This window comes from Pseudoalteromonas sp. 11L1, assembly GCF_055397545.1.
Window position 1 is genome coordinate 1,613,710 of record NZ_AP041141.1, and the last position, 21,338, is coordinate 1,635,047.

Sequence of the window (21,338 nt, forward strand, 5' to 3'; positions counted from 1 at the left end):
TTTTTAGGTTAGAGGTTAATTATGAGCTTTAATATTGCATTAACAGGCCTTGCTGCCGCACAAAAAGATTTGGATGTTACCGCCAATAACATTGCCAACGTAAACACCACTGGTTTTAAAGAGTCTCGCGCCGAGTTTGCTGATGTATACGCATCATCAGTATTTAGCGCCGGTAAAACAAAAAATGGTGATGGTGTGCAAACGACCATGGTTGCCCAGCAGTTTCATCAAGGGTCGCTGCAGTTTACTAATAACTCACTGGATTTAGCGATCACGGGTGAAGGTTACTTTGCAACAAGTAATGATTTAGGCTCTTTAGATTTTAGTTATACTCGCGCAGGTGCGTTTAAGCTTAATAAAGATAACTTTGTGGTTGATGCTAAAGGAAACTTCTTACAGAGTTTTCCGGTGAATGAAGTTACAGGCAGTACTACTTCGGTTAGTTTAAGCACATCTTCTGCACTGCAAATACCTGATTCATCAGGGTCTCCGCGCTCTACTTCAAACGTTTATACGTCGTTCAATGTTGATTCGCGTGACGATGTTATAGCTGTGCCATTTGATGCAACAGATGGCACTACTTATAATTCTTCGACTTCAACCACAGTTTACGACTCACTAGGTGAGCCGCATGTAATGCAGTTTTATTTTGTTAAAACTGCACCAAACGAATGGCAAGTGCATGGTACATTGGATCAAAAACCATTTGATGCTACCGGTGCTGCAACGGCAACTCCAAGCCCACTTAGTACGTTTGGATTTAACGCAAGCGGTACGCCAGAAACAACCAATGGCGCACCTATTACAGGAAGTACCTTTGATGATGTAAATTTAAATACAGCTAACTTTTCAGGATTATTAACCAACGGTGCGCAGTTCAATGACATTGCAATTCAGTGGCGTGATGAGGCTGGTACTACAGGTAAAATTCCCACTCAATATGCTAATCGATTTGAAGTAAAGGCGCTTGAACAAGACGGTGCTACAGTGGGTCGCTTAGCGGGTATTGATATTGGTACTGATGGTAAAGTTGTTGCGTCGTACAGCAATGGCGACACTTCATATTTAGGTCAAGTAGCCATGGTTAGGTTTGCAAACTCACAAGGTTTACAACAGGTGGGTGATACTTCATGGAAAAAAAGTTTAACCTCAGGTGAGCCGATTGCGGGTGAGCCGGGAACAGGGACTTTAGGCAAAATTAATTCTTCAGCCCTCGAGCAATCAAATACAAACTTAACCACAGAGCTGGTTGATTTGATTAGTGCGCAGCGTAACTTCCAAGCAAACTCTCGTGCGCTTGAAGTGAATTCAACACTGCAACAAAATATTTTACAGATCCGATAACCATATTTTGATTTATAAAGGCTGCTTAATGCAGCCTTTTTTATTCCTCTCTTAAAATCTTATTCATGCTTTAATTTAATTTGGCACTTATATTGCATTTACTCATATATAGATTTCTTAATGAGTCGATGTTATGGATAAAATGGTCTACATAGCCGCATCTGGCGCTAAACAAAGCATGCAAGGGCTTGCTCTTAAAGCCAATAATTTGGCAAATGCAAACACCACTGGGTTTAAATCTGATTTTGCGCAAGCGCGCTCAATGCAGGCTTTCGGTGAAGGTTTGCCGACTCGTGTTTTTGCTATGCAAGAGCGTCCAGGATCAAACATGACATCGGGCGGTGTTGTCGAAACAGGTCGCAGCCTTGATATTGCTATGAGCGATAACGCCTGGTTGAGTGTTCAGGACGCCTCTGGTAATGAAGCTTATACAAAAGTGGGTTCGTTAAATATAACGGCTGAAGGTATGCTAACTACCAGCGACGGTCGTCAAGTTATTGGCGAAGGTGGGCCAGTCATATTACCTGTACCGATTGAAAAAATTGAATTTAGCAAAGATGGCACTATTCAAGTTCGCCCTCAAGGTGCACCGGCTAACTTTTTAGAAGAAGTTGATCGCCTAAAAGTGGTTGATGCAAACAACGCCACGCTTGAGAAGGGTAACGATGGTTTATTTAGAGCTAAACCAGGCGAAATAGTTGAAACATCAGCCAATGTACAAGTATTAGGTGGCACATTAGAAAAATCGAATGTAAATCCTGTGCATGAAATGGTCGATATGATCAGTCACCAACGCCAATTTGAATTACAAGTAAAACTGATGAAAACAGCTGAAGAGATTGACGAACGTCAAGAGCAGCTGATGCGCATCGTTTAACTTTAACGTGAGGATATTATTATGAATCCAGCATTATGGATAAGTAAAACAGGGCTTGACGCTCAACAAACTGATATATCGGTTATATCAAATAACTTAGCGAACGCCAGTACAGTAGGTTACAAAAAAAGCCGCGCTATTTTTGAAGACTTGCTTTACCAAAATATTAATCAACCAGGCGGTCGATCATCGCAAGATACCGAAATGCCGTCAGGCTTAATGCTCGGTGCGGGTACTAAAGTAGTAGCTAACCAAAAAAACTTTTCGCAAGGTAATATGCTCACTACTGAAAATTCTTTAGATTGGATGATTTCAGGTCCTGGTTTTTTTGAAGTATTGCAACCAGATGGCAATATTGCATATTCGCGAAACGGCCAATTTACTACTGACGGTGACGGGCGTGTTGTAACCTCGGGTGCTGGTTATGTTGTTCAGCCTGAAATGAATGTACCTGACGATGCACAGTCGATCACCGTATCTCAAGATGGTGAAGTGTCAGTTCGCGTTAAAGGTCAGGCCGAAAACGTGGTTATTGGTCAGATCACGATTAGTGATTTTATTAATCCGTCTGGCCTTGAGCCTATAGGGCAAAACTTATATACCGAAACCGCGGTAAGTGGTGCGCCTGTTCAAGGTAATCCGGGGGTTGAAGGTTTAGGTACGATTATTCAAGGTTCACTGGAAACATCAAATGTAAATGTGACCGAAGAGTTAGTTAATTTGATTGAAACGCAGCGCGTTTATGAGATGAACTCAAAAGTGATCTCAGCCGTTGATGAAATGATGAGTTATATCAATCAACAGTTATAGTTTTGGGGGATTGTATGCGTAATATTATGTTATTTACAGTAGGGACTTTACTATTAAGTGGTTGTGTAGCTACACAAAATAATGAGGTAGTACAAGACGATCCCTATTATGCACCTATGTATCCAGAGCCTAATATGGAGCCAGTAGTCGCAACCGGCTCTTTGTTCAGTACTCAATTATCGAATGATCTTTATGCCGATAAAAAAGCACTGCGAACAGGCGATATCATTACTGTTAAATTACAAGAGTCAACCCAAGCGACTAAAGCAGCTAAAACAGAAACGGATAAAGAAACCGATGCCAGCCTCGACCCTGTGATTGGCTTAGGTGGTTTACCGGTAAATATTGGCGGCGATAGCATTCAATTTGGTATTGGCAGTGACTCCTCATTTAAAGGTGACTCAAAATCAAATCAATCAAATAGCTTAGTTGGCGATATTTCGGTTAACGTAATGCGAGTACTACCAAATGGTAATTTAGTGATTCGCGGTGAAAAATGGCTAACGTTAAACACCGGTGAAGAATTTATTCGCTTAGAAGGGTTAGTGCGTCCACAAGATGTCAATGCCGATAATACCGTTGAGTCTAATCGAATTGCGAATGCGCGTATTCAGTACTCAGGTAAGGGCCAAACACAAGAGGCACAAAGCCCGGGTTGGTTAACGCGTTTCTTTAGTAGCTCATTGTTTCCCTTTTAGAGGACATTCGACATGAATGGTTTTAAAGTTTTTTGTTTTATGGTGCTACTAGGCTGGCAATTTACTGCCAGTGCTGAGCGAATTAAAGATGTGTCTATGGTCGAAGGGGTGCGCTCAAACCAATTAGTGGGCTATGGCTTAGTTGTTGGTTTACCAGGCACCGGTGAGCAAAGCCGTTTTACCGAGCAAAGCTTTAAAGGCATGCTTAATAGTTTTGGTATTACGTTACCTTCTAGTTTAAAGCCAAAAATTAAAAATGTTGCAGCGGTTGCTGTTCATGCTGAACTCCCCCCATTTAGAAAGCCAGGGCAAACCATAGATATAACCGTATCATCGATTGGCAGTGCAGGCAGCTTGCGCGGTGGCACATTACTACAAACATTCTTAAAAGGGGTTGATGGTAATGTTTACGCCATCGCTCAAGGCAGTTTAATTGTAGGTGGCTTAGGCGCTGAAGGCCTTGATGGTAGTCGCGTTGTGATTAATACGCCAACGGTAGGACGTGTACCAAATGGTGCAACCGTTGAACGTGCTGTTAAAAGCCCATTTATGCAAAACGACTATATTACCTTTAATTTAAACCGTCCTGACTTTACTACTGCTAAACGTTTAGAGAAAACCATTAATGATTTAATTGGTCCAAATAGCGCTCAAGCACTCGATGCAGCTTCTATTCGCGTTATTGCACCTCGTGATGCCTCGCAACGTGTATCGTATTTATCAACTCTTGAAAACTTAGAGTTTAAGCCAGCAGATACTTCAGCAAAAATAATTGTTAACTCGCGTACCGGCACCATTGTTATAGGTAAAAATGTAAAATTACAACCTGCGGCAATTACCCACGGTGGTTTAACAGTAACGATTGCTGAGCAACAAAATGTGGCGCAGCCAAATCCTTTAGCAGAGGGTGAAACCGTGGTTACTCAGCAAAGTATTATTGATGTTGATCAGGATGACTCACGCGCTTTTGTATTTGACCCTGGTGTGAGTCTTGATGACTTAGTTCGTGCAATTAATGAGGTAGGCGCTGCCCCTGGTGATTTAATGGCTATTCTTGAAGCGCTCAAAGAAGCCGGTGCAATTAATGGTCAGCTTGTTGTAATTTAACCTTTAAAAAACACCGTTTAATATTTTTATTGCGGTGTTTTATACTTTTTTTTCCTGCTTACTCCCACCTTTGAAAATCTCGCTGGCTCAATTATTGCATTATCTAGATATTATTAATTATTGTGTCAAAAAGCTGATGGAAACAAATCATCTAGATAAGCAAAACTTTTTTGATTTAGGCAACTTAGACTCTCTACGTCGAGATGCTTTAAACAGCGGTGACGCATCAACCGATGCATCTAAAGCGGCGTTAAAAAAAGCGGCGGCACAATTTGAAGCTATATTCACCCAAATGCTGCTTAAAAGTATGCGTAAAGCCAATGAGGCTTTTGAAGATAAAGAAAGCCCGTTTAATGCTAGTGGCGTTAAGTTTTTTGAAGAAATGCACGACCAACAAATGGCTACAGAGCTTTCATCAAATGGCTCTTTGGGTCTTGCTGATTTAATTGTGCAACAATTATCGCCAGATGGAAAAAACTTTATGCCAGGCTCTGTTCTTCGCACCACGTCAGATTTCTTTAGTGACCAACGTGCGGGTAGTACTTTACCTCATCAAGAAAACCAAAAGGGCACTGAAAAAGTGTCACTCGTTGATTCAACTGAAAAAAGCGAACAAAACACAGCGTCTAGCACATTTGAAAATGCTGAGGAATTTGTAAGCACAGTGTGGGAACACGCAAAAACAGCGGCTAAAAAAATTGGTTTAAATCCGGCGGTTATGGTCGCACAAGCGGCATTAGAAACTGGCTGGGGTAAACATATTATTAGTAAAGGTGATGGTAATAGCTCAAACAATTTATTCAATATTAAGTCAGATAAAAGTTGGCAGGGTGAAAAGGCCAGTAAGGTCACTTTAGAGTTTGAGCAAGGTGCTGCAGTTAAAAAGCAAGCAAGCTTTAGAGCGTATGACTCGATAAAAGATAGCGTGAATGATTTTGTGGATTTTTTAACACAGAACCCGCGCTATCAAGATGCATTAAACAATACGGCAAAGCCGCATAAATTTTTAGACTCTTTACAGCAAGCTGGTTATGCAACCGACCCTAATTATGCAGACAAAATAAAAAGAGTGCTGAACAGTAACGAATTGAAGAATATCGCCACAAGCGTGATCCGCCAGGGAGTAGAGTAACATGTCGTTTAATTTATTAAACATTGCTAATTCAGGAATAAGAGCAAACTCTGAGTTATTGCAAACGACAAGTAAAAACATCGCAAATGTTAATACCGAAGGGTATGTACGTGAGCGCACCGAGTTTACCACCATGATTGATAATCAGGTAGGCCGTGGCCAAACGTACCGGTTATTGAATGAGTTTGCGCAAAAGCAATTAAATCGAGATACTTCAAATAAAAGTTTTTTTGATCAATTTGTTAGTGAAGCGAGTCGGGTTGATCAAATTTTTTCAGAAAAATCAAACAGCTTATCAACTAGTATCAACTCAATGTTTAATAACGTGCAAGAAGCCCTTAATCAACCGTCATCAACGGTTGCTCGTTCATTGGTGATGAGTGATGCACAAAACCTGATTGACCAAATGGATCGGCTTGCAGGCATCGTTTCAGAGCAAAAAGCGGTGGTTAATGAGCAATTAGAGATTTTTTCAGAAGAGGCGAATACGTTAATCGAAAGTATTAGTTCGTTGAACCAAGAAATTGCAGGTGTTCATGGTACCAAGAACGAAGCCGATGCGAGCTCAGCCTACAATGAGCGTGATAAAGCAATTCGCGATTTATCTGAACTGATTGATATAGAGACTCTGGACGGCCCTAACGGTGAAAAACAAGTTTTTATGGGCACAGGTGAAGCCGTTGTTATGCAAAATGGGTCATTTAACTTGTTTTCGATTAGTGGCGATCCTGATGCTAACTTTAAAGAGCTACGCTTAGATGTAAATGGCGGTAAGGCTGTGCCACTCGATATAGACCCTACTAAACTCAAAGGTAAAATTGGCGGTTTATTAGCATTTAGAGACGATATTTTGGTGCCGGCACAAAATCAAATTGGCCAGATGGGTATTGCGCTTGCTGATTCGTTTAATCAGCAAAACCGTCTAGGTATGGATGCAAACGGTGAGCTCGGAGGGGATATTTTTGATATCCCAACGGTCAGTGCTTTTGTTTATCAAGCAAACACCGGAACAGCTAATATGTCAGCAACCGTTGAGGCAGGTAAAGGCAGTGATCTGCCAGCCAGTGATTTTGTGATCACCTATACGGGTAACCCTAACGAAGTAAGTATTCAGCCAATTGATAATAAAGGTGAACCTTTAGGTACAGCCTCTTTAGCAATTATCCCACCCAGTGGCATTATCGATTCAGCTGCTATTACCAGCGGAGAGGCGTTTGGCTTAGAGCTTAATATAACGGGAGCCGGTAATGCCGGTGACCAATTTCAGGTAAAACTTAATAGTGGCGCGGCTGGCAATATATCGTTGACAACAGGTCGAGGTGAGGACATTGCATTGGCCTCCCCAATTAGAACATCAGACGGCCTTGATAATACAGGTACAGGGACTATTTCACCGGGTAATGTTACCGATGTAACCACTGGCAGCTTTAGTAATCCTTTGGGTTTAGCAAATGGCCCTATTAGCATTGTTAAAACAGCCAATGCTAACGAATATCAACTTACTGATGGTAATGGCACAACTACGTTTACAGTTACACCGCCTGCTAACAATATACTCGCTCAAGCCGGTGCACCATACGATGGTTATGGTTTTGACTTTAATATTGAAGGCGTACCAGCAATGGGCGATACCTTTAATTTAGAATTTAATGAAGGCGGTTTTGATGATAACCGCAACGGCCAAAAACTTGCTGACTTACAGAATACCGATTTAGTACGTCAAAATGTAGTAGCGAGCGCATCAGCTGATAATCATAAAACATTGAATCAGGCCTATGCTGGATTAGTCACCGATGTTGGTGTGGTAACCAGTCAAGCAAAAACCAATGGTGCTGCATTTGATGCTTTAGCACAACAATCAGAAGCCTGGTACGAATCGTTGTCGGGCGTAAACTTAGATGAAGAGGCGGCTAATTTGCTGCGCTTCCAGCAATCCTATGCTGCTTCTGCACAAGTATTAACTGCAGCGAGAGCTATTTTTGACACCTTATTGAGTGCGGCGAGGTAATTATGCGTTTATCAAATAATTTAATGTATCAAAATAACATTAATAAAATACTTGAGAATCAACAAAATGTAGCTGGTGCGCAGGAGCGCGTTAATACAGGTCAAAAATATTTGAGTACCTCTGAAAACCCTGCTGCTATTTCGCAAGGTATGTTGTACACCAATAAAATAGAAACTAATGAGCAGCTGACGAAGAATATTAATCAGCTAAAAGGGCGTTTAGAAACCGAAGAAAGTTTATTGCAAGGTATGAACGACACTATTTTAGAAGCGCAAATGTTAACTATACGAGCGGGCAATGGTTCGTTAGATAAAGGTGATTTGGCTTCAGTTGCCAGTGAACTAAAAGAATTGCAAAAATCACTGCTTAATTTAATGAATAGTCAATCTGAAGGAGGGAAATACCTTTTCTCTGGCTATCAAGACGATATTCAAACTTATACATTTAATAGCACCAATGGCAAATACGAATATCAAGGCGATCAAGGCCAACACGAAGTGACGATCGCAAAAGGCGTTGAGATCAAATCAAGCGATAATGGCTTCAATGTATTTGAACGAGTTGATGCGCGACTCGATGTAGTTTCAAACGATGGAACGCCAACAGGCGGCATTACCGCTGGAACTGTTTATGTTGAAAACCAAGGCGAGTTTGACCGTTTTCATAAAGATAATTATAACTCAGACCCAGATCCGCTTATTTCTCCAACGATCAATACCTATAATGTTAATGTGATCCCTGGGGCGACCCCTTCAGCGCCAGATCAATATGAAATATTACGTGATGGTAATCCTCTTGTACCACCCGTTACGGGTGAAGTAACCGATGAACCGATTGAATTTGCAGGTATGGAAATTCAACTTGAGGGGGCAGCACCAGGACAGCTTGATTTTACTCTTGAAAAACCAGGCAAAGAAAATGTACTTAATACGCTAGAAGATTTGATCATTAGCCTAAATGACGAACAACTTGATGAAACGCAAATTAACCAAGCATTATCTGATGGTTTAATTCAGCTTAAAAATGCTAGTGAGCAAATTGTGTTTACTCAGGCTGGTTTAGGTGGGCGTATGAATGTAGTTGAGCGTGTTACCGACTCAAACAGTGCTCTAGATATTAATAATCAAGAAAACAGATCTAGCCTAATTGAGATTGATGCCGCTGAAGCCATCAGCGATCTCACTAAACATGAGTCTGGTTTACAGGCTTCACAAGCGACTTTTGGTCGCTTGGCTAAACTTTCATTATTTGATTATTTATAAATACCATCCAAGGCAGGTTATTACTATACGAGAAAAGTAGGTAATAACTTGCCTTAACGAAGCGGCAAAAAACTGTCACCCCCCTTTTTTCTCCTGTCAAAAAAATGCTAACTTCTGATTTTAAGTATCAATAAACGCTATTTATTTATTAAAAAACAGTTGCTTAACTGTTTTTTATTAGTTGGCACAACTAATGCATTCAACTGGTTATAGAAAGTGTGGTTTTTGCTTAAATATTTTGAACCACATTCTGATTGAAACTAGGAGATGGTAAAATGGCTTTAAGCGTAAATACAAATGTTGCATCACTTAATGGGCAACGCAACCTATCTAAATCTAGCATGGCACTTGAAACTTCAATGCAGAGACTATCATCTGGTTTGCGCATTAATAGCGCAAAAGACGATGCTGCAGGTTTACAAATTGCCAACCGACTAACGTCTCAGGTTAATGGCCTAACGGTTGCTCAGCGTAATGCCAATGATGGTATTTCTATGGCGCAAACTGCTGAAGGTGCGATGCAAGAGTCAGCAAACATTTTACAACGTATGCGTGACTTATCACTGCAATCAGCCAATGGGTCAAACAGTGCAGTTGACCGTGCATCACTGCAAAAAGAAGTAGCAGCCCTGCAACAAGAGCTTACTCGAATTGCAGACACTACCAAATTTGGTGGAACTAGCTTACTTGACGGTACATTTGGTACAAAACAATTCCAAGTAGGTGCAAATGCGAATGAAACCATTAATGTAAGCTTACGTAATGTAGCAGCAGACTCAATTGGTGCGCATGAAATTAAAGGACCTGGCAACGCCGCAGATGCAAATACTAAGCTTGGCGATGTACAAACTGTTAACTTAGCAACAAATCATGGTACAAGTGCGGACACGGTTAATATTAACGGTACAGATATTGTTATTGCTGGTGGTTCTGGTGCGGCTGTTATTGCAGATACTATCAACAAGTCAGGTGCCGGTGTGGTTGCAGAGGCTAAAATTGATACCACTTTTGCTGGGATCACATCGGACAGTAAAGGTGTGATTGAAATTAAGAAAAATGGCTTAGTTGAGAAGTCATTTGACTTAGGCAATTATGGTGGTGAGATGGAGCGATTAACAAATGACATGCAACAAGCAGGTTATGATGCCATTTACGACCCTGCAACTGAAGAGATTGCTTTTAAAGCCACAGATGTTGATGGTATTGATATCACAGGCACTGATCAAAGTGGCTTTACTATAGGTGGAACTGCAGTAACCAGCACAGCGAACTCATTTAGTGTGTCCGCAGAGCTAAATTTATCATCAGCGAATAAAATAGGTATTTCAGGGACCACTGCGAATGAATTATTTGGTACAGGGGCTGCTGCAATACAATCATCAGGCGGTACTAGTTCATTAACAAGTATTGAGAGTGTTGATATTTCAGGCGCGACTTCAGATGGTGCGCAAGACGCGATTAAAGCAATTGATGCAGCATTAGCGCAAATTGATGCTCAACGAGCTGACTTAGGTGCGGTGCAAAACCGCTTTGGCTTTACTATTGCCAACCTTGCTAACGTATCTGAAAACGTATCGGCTTCGCGTAGCCGTATTCAAGACACTGATTATGCGCTTGAAACTGCAACGTTGACTAAAAATCAAATCATGCAACAGGCAGGTACTACTATCTTGTCGCAAGCAAACCAGTTACCACAGGCTGCATTAAGCTTGTTAGGTGGTTAATAATAATTAAAATTAAAAAAGCCAAGTATTTATACTTGGCTTTTTTGTTTGTATTTCAATCAACTAAAAGTTTTTACTGTTTTTTTAAAAAAAAAGCTAAAGGTAATTTTATAACAGCCGTTAACTTAATTAGAACGGAGCTTGAACAGATTTTTATTGTGATGGCTCTTGGTTAAAATCAATTAGTTACATTACGAAAGTAATCAGGAGTTATAACATGGCTTTATCAGTAAATACTAACGTTGCATCAATAAATGCACAAAGAAACTTATCAAAATCTAGCGATGCGTTAGGCACATCAATGCAACGTCTTTCATCTGGTATGAAAATTAACAGCGCGAAAGATGATGCGGCTGGTCTACAAATTGCTAACCGTCTATCTTCACAAATTAATGGTTTAGGTGTTGCTCAGCGAAACGCTAATGACGGCATCTCAATGTCGCAAACCGCTGAGGGTGCGATGACAGAGTCATCAAATATTCTACAACGTATGCGTGACTTAGCACTACAATCAGCGAATGGTTCAAATGATGCTGATGCACGTGCGGCCCTTCAAAAAGAGGTAGGCGCATTACAACAAGAATTAACGCGTATTGCAGAAACTACTAAATTCGGTGGCACTAGCTTATTAGATGGTTCATTTGGTACTAAGCAGTTCCAAGTGGGTTCAAACGCTAATGAAACAATCAACGTAAGCCTTCGTGACGTATCTGCTGATGCTATCGGTGCGAATGAAATCAAAGGTGCGGCAACATCGACAGTTTCTGCGCTTGGGGATGTTCAAACGGTTAACCTAGCCGGTAATATTGTAACTTCAGCAGATACATTAAGTATCAATGGCACAGATGTATCTGTTGGTGCTAACCAAGGTGCGGCAACAATTGCTGATACAATAAATTCATCTGGTTCTGGTGTAAATGCCGAAGCTAAACTTGAAACTACAATTGGTGCTATCAAAGCTGGAAGTTCATCAGTAATTGAGATTAAAAAGGGTGCCACTGCAGTTGATTCATATGACCTAGGTGACTTTGGTGGTGATATGGCGCGTCTTGCTAATGAGATGCAAGCTGATGGTTATGATGCTGTTTTTGATGAAGCTAAAGATGAAATTACGTTTAAAGCGACAAATATCGATGGTATTGATGTTACTGGCGCTGGCGATACAAGTGCTTTCACTATCGGTGGTCAAGCTGTTGCTAGCACCGCAGGTTCGCTCAGCGTTTCAGCAGAGCTTAACTTAAGCTCTGCTGATAAAATTGGTATATCTGGTACGAGCGCAAATGAACTGTTTGGTAAAGGTGCTGCAGGTGCTGATATTGCATCTACAGGTGGTACAAGTGAGTTAACTTCAGTTGAGTCTGTGGATATCTCTGGTGCGACTTCAGCTGGTGCGCAAGATGCGATTAAAGCAATCGATGCTGCTCTTGCTCAGATTGATGCGCAACGTGCAGACTTAGGTGCGGTACAAAATCGCTTTGGCTTTACTATAGCGAACCTTTCAAACGTATCAGAAAACGTATCAGCTTCTAAAAGCCGTATACAAGATACCGATTACGCTGCAGAAACAGCTAAGCTAACGAAAAACCAGATTATGCAACAGGCTGGTACAACAATCTTAGCTCAGTCTAACCAGTTACCACAGGCAGCACTTAGCTTATTAGGTTAATTTAACAATAAGCTCTATACTTTAACTACTAAGGAAGGGGCAACCCTTCCTTTCTTGTATAGGTATAAAGCTTTATATCGCTTTATAATAGGAGCGAATTATGGAAACGCAAAGTTTAAATCTAAATATCAACTCAGCTCAAAAAGGTGAGGTTACCTCAAGTTATCAAGCCCCATCTCAAGTTAAGCAAAATGTTGATGAACAGAAGAATACAACCACCCCTACTGCTGCAAGTAGAAACGAAGCCTCTGAAACTGAGTTATCACCTGAAAAGCTAGAAAAGGTGGTACAGCAATTGCAGGACTTTATGGGTGAAATGAACCGCAGTCTTCAGTTTAAAGTAGATGAAGACTCTGGCCGTAATGTAATCAAGGTTATCGATAAAGAGAGTGGTGACTTGGTTAAGCAATATCCGTCAGAAGAAGTATTAGGTATAGTGGCTAAATTAGCAGAAGCCACGGGTGTATTGGTTGATTTTAAAGTTTAGTTTTTCAGTAATTTAAGAGGGTAACAATTATGGTTATTTCATTTACAGGTATAGGTTCAGGACTTCAAGTAAACGAAATTGTAAGTGCTTTAGTCAATGCTGAAAAATCCCCTTATCAAGCTCGAGTAACAAAACAGCAAGCTAATTTCACCACTGATATATCTGCTGTAGGCACGCTAAAAGCGTCTTTAGAGGAGCTAAATGGCTCATTAGAGTCACTAGCCTCTGTCGAGGAGTTTCAAAAGAGAACAATTAGTGGTAGTGATGATTTTGTTACTTTAAGTTCTGAAAAAGATGCACAAACCAATAATTACTCAATTAAAGTTAATAGTTTGGCCGAAAACCATAAGCTAACATCAGATGCTATAGCTGGCGATGAAGCGGTGGGAGAGGGTAAGCTAACGATCAGCTCTGGTTCTGATAGTTTTGATATTACTGTGTCAGATACAGCAAAGCTTGCCGATATTCGTGATGCGATTAATGATTCAGTTGATAATGACTCTGTAAATGCCACCATTATTACTGATGACACCGGTCAGCGATTAGTATTGTCGAGTAAAGAAACCGGAGCAGAAAATGCAATAAAAATTGTTGTCGATGACACTGGTGATGGTGGCAATACGGATCTTTCGGGTTTATCTCGTTTGGCGTATGATAGTGATACGACATCAACAACGTATGCCGAAAATTTAAATGAGGTGACTGCAGCAACCGATGCCTCTATCACAATAGATGGTACGCTTGTGGCCTCAAGCAGTACTAATGAGTTTAAAGATGTTATTGAAGGCGTCACCATTAATGCAAAAAAAATGCATGGCACTGATGATGATTTAAGTAAAGCTGTTATAACTGAAAATAATAAAAATATTACAACTGGCTTGAGCTCATTTGTAGACAAATTTAATGCCTTTATTGATTTATCAAAACAGCTGGGACGTTCAAGTGCTGAAGAGGGCGTAGGGGCACTTGCCGGTGACTCCTTATTAAGAGGGTCTGTTAATCAGGTGCGCTCATTGTTAACCTCAGAATTTAGCACGGGAAATGGTAACACTGATTTTTTAGCTAATTTTGGTATTAGAACTGAGCGTTCAGGTAAATTAAGTATTGATTCTGATGCATTAAAAGCTGCGATAGAAAGGGATCCTCAAGCCTTACAAACCTTTTTTGTCGGTGAAAAAGATAAAGGCGGTTTTGTTGCACAGCTTGATACTGTTATTAAGGGTTATACGGCTTCTGATGGTATTATTAGTTCACGTATAGAAGGTCGTGAATCACAGCTTTCTAAACTAGAAACTGATGTAGAAAAATTTAATATTCGTATGGCAAAATATGAAGAACGATTATATAGCCAATACAATGCAATGGATTTATTAGTGGCCAATTTAAATTCAACAGGCAGCTATTTACAACAACAATTAGCTAACCTACCAGGGGTGGTTAAGAAATCAAGTTAAGCGGAGTGAACTTTGGACGCTAATCAGCAAGAATTAACAAAAATGATGTTGCAAGCAACCCTGCTTGCAAATTTAGCTCTACTTCAAGAGCAAATGCCGGCTATTTATGAAACATTTAAAGATTACACGCCAAGCGATACTGGTGTTGCAATCGATGAAATGGGCAATGCTAACTTGTTTAACAATAATGAGTTCGTTTATCAAGATGAGCCTAGAGAATTCGCTAAACAGCAAGTTATTCAGTTTCTAGAAAACCCGCTTTACTTCAAATATCAAATAAATCACCAAGATGACACAAATATTGTTTTTGAACATGCTGCGCTATTAAAATCAATTTACAACGTACGTACCGCTGAAACAGATAATAAAATAAATAACCCTGCTGAAGAAAAGCGCCTCGACTTTGTTTGTTTTTTAGGTGGGGGGTTAGGCTATCAGATAGAAGAGTTACTCAAGAAAAAAGATGTACTTAATGTGTTTTTATTTGAGCCGAGTAAAGATACCTTCTATGCACTTTTACATTGTATCGAATTAAAGCCGCTTTTTGATAAATGCACTGCCAATGGTGGGCAATTTTCAATACGTGTTTCTGGTGGTGAAGATGGAGTGATTAACGAAATTTCTAAGTTTTTGTTTAATCAGGGTCATTTTAACCTCAGTCAAATTCTTTTCTTAAAGCATTATAATAGCCCACTGATTGAGAAAACAATTGAGCGTATTAAAAGTATCGGACATCGTTGGTCTGCAGGCTGGGGTTTTTTTGAAGATGAAATAATAGGTGTATCTCATACTCTGGCTAATTTAAATGAAAAGTTTCCAGTATTGAAAAAGCCTGAGTTAGTAAATAACACTCTGCAAGAAGATTCTGTATTTATTGTTGCCAATGGCCCATCTCTTGATGATGCAATTGAATTTTTAAAAGCCAATCAAGATGACATAATTATTATTTCTTGTGGTACAGCATTAAGAGCCTTACTTAGTAATAATATTAAACCTGATATTCACATAGAAATGGAGCGAGGCGCAGGGCTGCTAGAATGGGTGGAGTCAATAGATCGCGTCTCTGGACTAAAGATAAAATTAAATGAGATAAATATTGTTGCACTTAATACGGTATACGATAGTATTTTAAAGCGCTTTAAAAGTGCGCATTTGTTATCAAAATTAAATGATGCAGGCGGTCGTCTTATTCGTGCTTTGGATACAAAAAAGCAATTTACCTACCCTGACTACAGTAACCCAACAGTATCGAATACAGCACTTGCTACAGCTATTGAGTTGGGGTTTAAGAAAGTATATTTAGTTGGTACTGACTTAGGCTTTGTATCTAAAGAGCATCATCATTCAAAACATAGTATCTATTTTGATAATGACTTTAAGCATAAAAAAGTGGTTGAGCAAGGTATTGAGGGAGCATTTGTTGTTAAAGGTAATTTTACCGAAGAGGTCTTTACGATTCCTATATTTGACTCATCAAAGGGTAACTTAGAGTTATTACTCCAAAAAAACCTCAATGTTAAAGTATTTAATACGGCCAATGGTGCATTTATAAAGTATTCTGAGCCTAAACGTATTGAAGATATTACTGATATGAAGCCAATTAGTAATAAGCAAGATAAAATAACAGAGCTACTTAATAGGGCTACTTCTTTAGAGCAATTATCTGCTGGAAACGTTAACTTTAAAATGGAAGCCATAAAAGCTAGAACAAAAGATGTTCTTGAGCAGCTGTTATCAATTACTTCTCAACATTTTGAAACACGTGAGCAGCTTGCTGATGCGTTTAATTTACAAAATAAAATATTACTTACATTACGTAATAGCACCGCAGACGATAATGTAGTTTATTGGCTGATTCAGGGAACTTTTAGATATTTTCAAGCTTACATTATGACAAGTAGCTATTATTACAATGATTTAGAAATGCGTACAGGATTTATAAATGCATGTATTGATGCGTTTCATGAGCATGTAAAAGGTATTTATTTAGAGTTTATTGAAAACTATAATAAACCGGCCAAAGCTTAGCTTTGGCCTTTTTTGGTAAATAACTTACTTATATTAGGGTTTAATATTAAACAAAGAGAGTTGGATTAGATCACTTGGTTTTCCATTCAATATATAATGATTTTTAAGTACACACTCTTTGCTATAGCCAGCCTTTTTAAAGGCTTTAAAACTTCCAATATTGTCGGTGTAAACCCAGGCGACTAGTTTTCTAATCAATAACGTTTCGAAAGCATATTGGTTAATTAGCTTGATAGCTTGATTTGCATAGCCTTTCCCCCAACTTTCTTTTTCGCCAATAAACAGACTCACTTGAGCAATATTATGAATCCTATTTATATTTCCAACTTTAATATTCCCAATGTGTTTATTATTGTTGGTTCTAATCGTAAATAATTGTTCAAGCGGGTTATTTAAATTAGCTGAAATATAATCCTTAACTGAGTTAAGATCCTGTTTACTAAAACGAGTTTCTAAGTACTGATTTACTAGAGGATCATTAAGCCAAGCAACATAATTTTCATTTACATCGTCTAAAGATATACTTTGCAAAAAAATATCTTTCACCTCATTGCTTGTTACTTTAACTAGATTTTTCATCAATTAGCTCCCATTTAGCAGCTGTTCCTCTTGTTATATTTACAGAAGTTTTCTTACCAATCAGCGTATCGTAATACTTACAGGGGAGACCGTAGCCTGGACGTATTCTTTTTATGTGTTTTTTTGTTATAACTGTACCTGCTGGTACGTCTTCAATAAAATAAATAGAGCGTCTAAATTTTAGGTTTTCGCTTTCGGCTGATTTTACTTCATACCCTGGATTACCTATCGATTTGTACACTTCTTTGCTTTGACTAACAATTGATTTAAGCTGCTCAGGCTCAATTGAAAATTCTGAATCAGGCCCTTTTTTAGATCTATCTAAAATAAAATGCTTTTCAATAAAGCATGCTCCTAAAGCCACTGATGCAATTGCTGCCGTTGTGCCTAAGGTATGATCAGATAAGCCTGTAATAACGTTAAAGCGTGTTGCAATATCCGAGATTGTAGCTAAATTAGCTTGCTCGAATGGCGCAGGGTAAGCACTTATGCAATGCAATACAATTAGTTCATCACAACCATTATCTCTTGCTGTGCTAATCGCTTCCTCTATCTCTGAGATATTAGCCATACCAGTAGACATAATGATAGGTTTACCTGTTTCAGCAACTCGCTTGATGAGAGGTAGATCGGTTAATTCGAAAGAGGCCACTTTATAAGCTGGGGTGTTTAATGCTTCTAGCAGCTCAACGGCTGTTTCATCAAACGGTGTTGAAAATAAAGTGATACCGACTTCTTTGGCCTTTTCAAACAGTGCATTGTGCCACTCAAAAGGAGTATGGGCCCACTCATATAATTTATATAAATTATAACCATCCCATAATCCGCCTTTAATCTGAAACTCGTCCTTATTACAGTCGATAGTCATTGTATCGGGCGTATATGATTGAATTTTTATTGCATCGGCTCCACATTTAGCGGCTTCTTCAATTGTTTTTAGGGCTTCTTTAAGATCGCCGTTATGGTTAGCTGAAAGCTCAGCAACAATGTAAGGTTCATAGTCTAAACCTATTCTTCGACCATCTATTTCTACAAATTTATTTTTCATGATTACTCAAGTAAAGTTAATTTTATATTGGCAGTTAAAGCGTCGTTGCTTTTTTTGGCATTTGTAAACTCAAGCTTATACTTTCCATGTTTTATGTATGCTTTTGGATAACTATCGGCATCTAACATGCGAATATGATCAAAGATATCATCCAGCTCTAAGTTCGTATCAATAACACTTTGGCTTGGATTGCGTCTTGAAAATGCTGTTACAGGGCCTTCTTGAGGTGTTACTTCAGGATTATCGTTAACAATAAACTCAATCATATCAAAAGTTAAAGCTGAACAGCGTAAAAATATTTGTTGCGCTGTGCCCTCCAAAGATAGAGCCCTTTTTAGATAAATAGGGCCTGTATCTATACTTTCTTCCATTTTTAGGGCACTTAACTTTGTGGTGGTATGGCCAAGAGAAATTAAATTCTGCATTGGGCTTCCGCCCCGTCCATAAGGCAAATCAGTCATATGAAAGCAAACGCAATTAAAGTTGTTAATTATTTCTTCGGGAACAATCCAGCTCCAATGAGGAAAAAATATATATTTAGGGTTTAGATGTTTTAAGTGATTATAAGTGAGCTCTTTTTTGTCAGTAATTAAATGCCAATTTCCATTATAAGCTGGCGTGCGTTTTTTATATTGGGCAATATTCCAGTCTTTAATTGTAGCTACAATGTAATTGTTCATATTAAATCGCTTATCGGTTTTAGAGACGCTATCTCATAGTCAAATTAATAGTTATTCAGCTTCAGGTAAATTGCTACTCTATGACTTTTAGCACTTCGTTGGTGACTCTTACAGTGCCTTTGCCATCACAAATATTAATACAATTTTTATGAACATCATTACTTAATTTTAACCTATTTTGCCAAAATTCAATTTCTTTAATTAACTTGTCTTCAATCTCTGCAATTGAAATAAAGCGGATCACTTCAGCTAATTGAAGCGCGTTAGCGATCTCTCGCTGATTGTCTGCTTGTACAATAACAACAGCAGGAAGGCCTAAAGCGCATCTTTCCCATGATGTTGTTCCAGCTGCACCAATCGCTATTGTTGCCGTTGACATAATTTCCGCAATATTACTCGGCGATATATGTAAAAAGACTTTTTTATGACATTGTGCAAAGTTAAACACTGATTTCACGTTTTTTGCTGTTTTATTTAGGATTACATTAATTCTTTCAAAGTATTTTAATTTGATTACTCGCGCTAATACTTGAAGAGTCAAATTGTCAGGATCTGTTCCTCCAAACATTATGAGTAAGGTGCGCTCTTTTTTTACAATTGATGCTTTTTGAAAATCTAAAAACTCAGGCCTTAATAAAGCAAAGCTTGAGCCAAGTAGGAGTTTTGTATGGTTATTTATCAGATGCGAGTATTTAATTGTTGGGCATTGGTAGGTTTGATCTAATAACAAGTCACAATTGTGTTTTCGGTTCGCTAGATCGTCAATAACCATAATTTTTTTGGTTATGCTTTTTACTTTATTATGCCAATGGTTATCAATAGCATAATGATCTATTACGATTAAATCGTAATTTTTCCCCGCTGTTAATTTTAGAAACTCTTCACAGTCATCATCTATGCTAGTACCCAGCCATGAGCTGTAGTTTTTTAAGTCGATGGTATTTTTTGGAGGAGCCATTCTAACAAGCTCAAACCCAGATTGGATTATATTTTCATTACTATTACCGGCGGCATCGCGACAGAAAAAAGTGATATTAACATTGGCTGCCTTTCTAATTGCTGTCGCTAGTGTGAGGCAGCGCATCACATGGCCTGAACCAATATTTAAAGAAGCATCAACTCTAAAAGCGATGTTGAGTAATCGAGTCGGAGTTTCGGTATTACTTTTATTTATATTAATGCTCACCATCTAGAGCCTCTTTACGGATGTAAATGAAACATTTTTTATTTTCTATTGTTGTTTCTTTTTCACGCTTAAAGTTACAGGCTTCGAATAATTTAATAGATGCTATATTTTCAATTAAAATAATCGCAATAAATGTACTATTTTTATTTTTTTCTATTAGTTTTAGCGCTTGTTTTAACATTTTTCGACCGTAACCATAGCCTCTACTGCAAGGAGATAAATGCGTGTCTATTTCATATGTATTAAGATCTGTTTGATTAAATCTGACTTGTCCGATTGGTTTGTCGTCAATAGATGCAATATAAATTTTACTATTAAGAGACGCTAGTTGCTTATTAAACCAATTTAAGTGATTTTGTAGGGTAATTGGGGCGTCTTTTAATGCGCAGCTGCGAATAACAGGATCATTAGCCCACTGGTATAAAGTAGTACAATCACTTTGCTCGGCTTCCCTTAATGTTATCATTTTATTTTCTATCCTAAATTAGGTATTAAAACCGCAACTTTATAACGAGCGTAATAGGCCTAATCTATAAAGCGTTCAATATAAAATGCTTCAGCAAGTGGAGTGCCTATACACATGCCTCTAAATTTAGCGAGTGCTTGAATATTCTCAAGACTTCGAGTGTGTGGTGCTTCTCTCATTTCATCTTTATAAGCTGTAAGAGCTTTTATTTTTTTACTAAATACATGCTCGATATTGACAAAATAGTTCGGTTTGAATGCCTCGTAACGATGACTTGCCCATTCAGTGCTTGATAGTGTTTCGAAGCAAAATATTTGCTTTACTGATTGCATGGGTTGCGGCCTGCAAGCTGTTAAAACAGCTTCATAAGTTTTTCGATGATCAACATTTAAATCGCTATGATAATGGGTATACACGCGTGCAATTATATTTTTAGATAAAAATAGTTCGATGGCTTGCGCTATTTTTAAAAGTGGTATGGTATCGAATTCATTATCAGGAAAATCTAATGATGTTAGATTATTAGGTGAAACACCTAAATGTTGGGCGGCATTTAAAAAGGCTGCTTGCCGGGTTTGAATCTCTGCTTCAGTATATTCTAGGCGTGAACTAACCCCATTAGAAAGTGTTAAAATATATACTTCATCACACTTTTCAATATGGTTCGCTATTGTGGCACCACAGCCGAGTGTCTCATCATCAGGATGGGCGACAATTACTGCTACTTTCATACTTACTATCCTCGATAAATTTAACTAAGAGAAGAGTTATCTTACATTAGT

General features: G+C 38.7%; 19 protein-coding genes. 13 read left to right on the forward strand and 6 right to left on the reverse strand.

All coding sequences use genetic code 11. The annotated features are described in order from the left end of the window. The first annotated feature begins 21 nt into the window (after window positions 1-21). From flgE to ACZ5WS_RS07500, 13 genes are all read left to right on the forward strand, one after another. Window positions 22-1,344: a flagellar hook protein FlgE gene (flgE, locus tag ACZ5WS_RS07440; RefSeq protein WP_464711400.1), complete on the forward strand. Its 1,323-nt coding sequence runs from the start codon at window positions 22-24 to the stop codon at window positions 1,342-1,344. A gap of 133 nt (window positions 1,345-1,477) precedes the next feature. Continuing rightward, complete coding sequence (locus tag ACZ5WS_RS07445; protein WP_131691416.1) at window positions 1,478-2,221, forward strand: flagellar basal body rod protein FlgF; 744 nt, start codon at window positions 1,478-1,480, stop codon at window positions 2,219-2,221. Window positions 2,222-2,242: 21 nt separating this feature from the next. After that, window positions 2,243-3,031, forward strand: a complete 789-nt coding sequence (gene flgG / locus ACZ5WS_RS07450) for a flagellar basal-body rod protein FlgG (RefSeq protein ID WP_010387879.1) — start codon at window positions 2,243-2,245, stop codon at window positions 3,029-3,031. Between the two features lie 14 nt (window positions 3,032-3,045). Beyond that, complete coding sequence (gene flgH, locus ACZ5WS_RS07455) at window positions 3,046-3,729, forward strand: flagellar basal body L-ring protein FlgH (protein ID WP_010387881.1); 684 nt, start codon at window positions 3,046-3,048, stop codon at window positions 3,727-3,729. Between the two features lie 12 nt (window positions 3,730-3,741). After that, the gene (locus tag ACZ5WS_RS07460; protein WP_178956427.1) at window positions 3,742-4,836 is read left to right on the forward strand and encodes a flagellar basal body P-ring protein FlgI; all 1,095 of its coding nucleotides are present in this window, start codon (window positions 3,742-3,744) and stop codon (window positions 4,834-4,836) included. A 136-nt stretch (window positions 4,837-4,972) separates the two neighbouring features. Continuing rightward, complete coding sequence (gene flgJ / locus ACZ5WS_RS07465) at window positions 4,973-5,968, forward strand: flagellar assembly peptidoglycan hydrolase FlgJ (protein WP_138605273.1); 996 nt, start codon at window positions 4,973-4,975, stop codon at window positions 5,966-5,968. Between the two features lies 1 nt (window position 5,969). Next, window positions 5,970-7,976, forward strand: coding sequence for a flagellar hook-associated protein FlgK (gene flgK, locus ACZ5WS_RS07470; RefSeq protein WP_464711403.1), 2,007 nt, complete (start codon window positions 5,970-5,972; stop codon window positions 7,974-7,976). A gap of 2 nt (window positions 7,977-7,978) precedes the next feature. Continuing rightward, the gene (gene flgL, locus ACZ5WS_RS07475; protein WP_138605275.1) at window positions 7,979-9,238 is read left to right on the forward strand and encodes a flagellar hook-associated protein FlgL; all 1,260 of its coding nucleotides are present in this window, start codon (window positions 7,979-7,981) and stop codon (window positions 9,236-9,238) included. A 275-nt stretch (window positions 9,239-9,513) separates the two neighbouring features. After that, complete coding sequence (locus ACZ5WS_RS07480) at window positions 9,514-10,962, forward strand: flagellin (protein WP_138605276.1); 1,449 nt, start codon at window positions 9,514-9,516, stop codon at window positions 10,960-10,962. A gap of 217 nt (window positions 10,963-11,179) precedes the next feature. Beyond that, the gene (locus ACZ5WS_RS07485; protein ID WP_138605277.1) at window positions 11,180-12,628 is read left to right on the forward strand and encodes a flagellin; all 1,449 of its coding nucleotides are present in this window, start codon (window positions 11,180-11,182) and stop codon (window positions 12,626-12,628) included. Window positions 12,629-12,728: 100 nt separating this feature from the next. Beyond that, entirely contained in the window at window positions 12,729-13,115 is a 387-nt protein-coding gene (locus ACZ5WS_RS07490; protein ID WP_464711406.1) for a flagellar protein FlaG, read from the forward strand. 29 nt (window positions 13,116-13,144) lie between these two features. Continuing rightward, a complete protein-coding gene (gene fliD, locus ACZ5WS_RS07495) occupies window positions 13,145-14,569 on the forward strand; it encodes a flagellar filament capping protein FliD (RefSeq protein WP_464711408.1) in 1,425 nt (474 codons plus the stop codon). 12 nt (window positions 14,570-14,581) lie between these two features. Beyond that, window positions 14,582-16,597 (forward strand): motility associated factor glycosyltransferase family protein, encoded by a 2,016-nt coding sequence (locus ACZ5WS_RS07500; RefSeq protein WP_138605280.1) that lies wholly within the window; start codon window positions 14,582-14,584, stop codon window positions 16,595-16,597. 33 nt (window positions 16,598-16,630) lie between these two features. On the opposite strand, the gene ACZ5WS_RS07505 is transcribed toward ACZ5WS_RS07500, so the two are convergent. From ACZ5WS_RS07505 to ACZ5WS_RS07530, 6 genes are all read right to left on the reverse strand, one after another. Next, complete coding sequence (locus ACZ5WS_RS07505) at window positions 16,631-17,176, reverse strand: GNAT family N-acetyltransferase (RefSeq protein WP_232735517.1); 546 nt, start codon at window positions 17,174-17,176, stop codon at window positions 16,631-16,633. After that, on the reverse strand, window positions 17,160-18,224 hold the full coding sequence (gene pseI, locus ACZ5WS_RS07510) for a pseudaminic acid synthase (protein ID WP_138605281.1): 1,065 nt from the start codon (window positions 18,222-18,224) through the stop codon (window positions 17,160-17,162). The genes ACZ5WS_RS07505 and pseI overlap by 17 nt, the downstream gene beginning before the upstream one ends. 2 nt (window positions 18,225-18,226) lie before the next feature. Further along, a complete protein-coding gene (locus tag ACZ5WS_RS07515; protein WP_138605282.1) occupies window positions 18,227-18,904 on the reverse strand; it encodes a formyl transferase in 678 nt (225 codons plus the stop codon). 73 nt (window positions 18,905-18,977) lie between these two features. Next, window positions 18,978-20,093 carry a UDP-2,4-diacetamido-2,4,6-trideoxy-beta-L-altropyranose hydrolase gene (gene pseG, locus ACZ5WS_RS07520; RefSeq protein ID WP_464711411.1) on the reverse strand — a complete coding sequence of 372 codons (1,116 nt, stop codon included), beginning with the start codon at window positions 20,091-20,093 and terminating at the stop codon, window positions 18,978-18,980. Next, the gene (locus ACZ5WS_RS07525; protein ID WP_138605284.1) at window positions 20,080-20,556 is read right to left on the reverse strand and encodes a GNAT family N-acetyltransferase; all 477 of its coding nucleotides are present in this window, start codon (window positions 20,554-20,556) and stop codon (window positions 20,080-20,082) included. The genes pseG and ACZ5WS_RS07525 overlap by 14 nt, the downstream gene beginning before the upstream one ends. 59 nt (window positions 20,557-20,615) lie before the next feature. Beyond that, complete coding sequence (locus ACZ5WS_RS07530; protein ID WP_138570517.1) at window positions 20,616-21,287, reverse strand: PIG-L deacetylase family protein; 672 nt, start codon at window positions 21,285-21,287, stop codon at window positions 20,616-20,618. Window positions 21,288-21,338 lie beyond the last annotated feature (51 nt).

Coding starts and splice junctions, on each gene's coding strand:
- flgK (WP_464711403.1), top strand. CDS start 5,970: ATGTCGTTTAATTTATTAAACATTGCTAATTCAGGAATAAGAGCAAAC.
- pseG (WP_464711411.1), bottom strand. CDS start 20,093: ATGGTGAGCATTAATATAAATAAAAGTAATACCGAAACTCCGACTCGA.
- flgG (WP_010387879.1), top strand. CDS start 2,243: ATGAATCCAGCATTATGGATAAGTAAAACAGGGCTTGACGCTCAACAA.
- flgH (WP_010387881.1), top strand. CDS start 3,046: ATGCGTAATATTATGTTATTTACAGTAGGGACTTTACTATTAAGTGGT.
- flgE (WP_464711400.1), top strand. CDS start 22: ATGAGCTTTAATATTGCATTAACAGGCCTTGCTGCCGCACAAAAAGAT.
- ACZ5WS_RS07480 (WP_138605276.1), top strand. CDS start 9,514: ATGGCTTTAAGCGTAAATACAAATGTTGCATCACTTAATGGGCAACGC.
- ACZ5WS_RS07530 (WP_138570517.1), bottom strand. CDS start 21,287: ATGAAAGTAGCAGTAATTGTCGCCCATCCTGATGATGAGACACTCGGC.
- ACZ5WS_RS07460 (WP_178956427.1), top strand. CDS start 3,742: ATGAATGGTTTTAAAGTTTTTTGTTTTATGGTGCTACTAGGCTGGCAA.
- ACZ5WS_RS07445 (WP_131691416.1), top strand. CDS start 1,478: ATGGATAAAATGGTCTACATAGCCGCATCTGGCGCTAAACAAAGCATG.
- ACZ5WS_RS07515 (WP_138605282.1), bottom strand. CDS start 18,904: ATGAACAATTACATTGTAGCTACAATTAAAGACTGGAATATTGCCCAA.
- flgJ (WP_138605273.1), top strand. CDS start 4,973: ATGGAAACAAATCATCTAGATAAGCAAAACTTTTTTGATTTAGGCAAC.
- pseI (WP_138605281.1), bottom strand. CDS start 18,224: ATGAAAAATAAATTTGTAGAAATAGATGGTCGAAGAATAGGTTTAGAC.
- ACZ5WS_RS07485 (WP_138605277.1), top strand. CDS start 11,180: ATGGCTTTATCAGTAAATACTAACGTTGCATCAATAAATGCACAAAGA.
- ACZ5WS_RS07525 (WP_138605284.1), bottom strand. CDS start 20,556: ATGATAACATTAAGGGAAGCCGAGCAAAGTGATTGTACTACTTTATAC.
- ACZ5WS_RS07490 (WP_464711406.1), top strand. CDS start 12,729: ATGGAAACGCAAAGTTTAAATCTAAATATCAACTCAGCTCAAAAAGGT.
- fliD (WP_464711408.1), top strand. CDS start 13,145: ATGGTTATTTCATTTACAGGTATAGGTTCAGGACTTCAAGTAAACGAA.
- ACZ5WS_RS07505 (WP_232735517.1), bottom strand. CDS start 17,176: ATGAAAAATCTAGTTAAAGTAACAAGCAATGAGGTGAAAGATATTTTT.
- flgL (WP_138605275.1), top strand. CDS start 7,979: ATGCGTTTATCAAATAATTTAATGTATCAAAATAACATTAATAAAATA.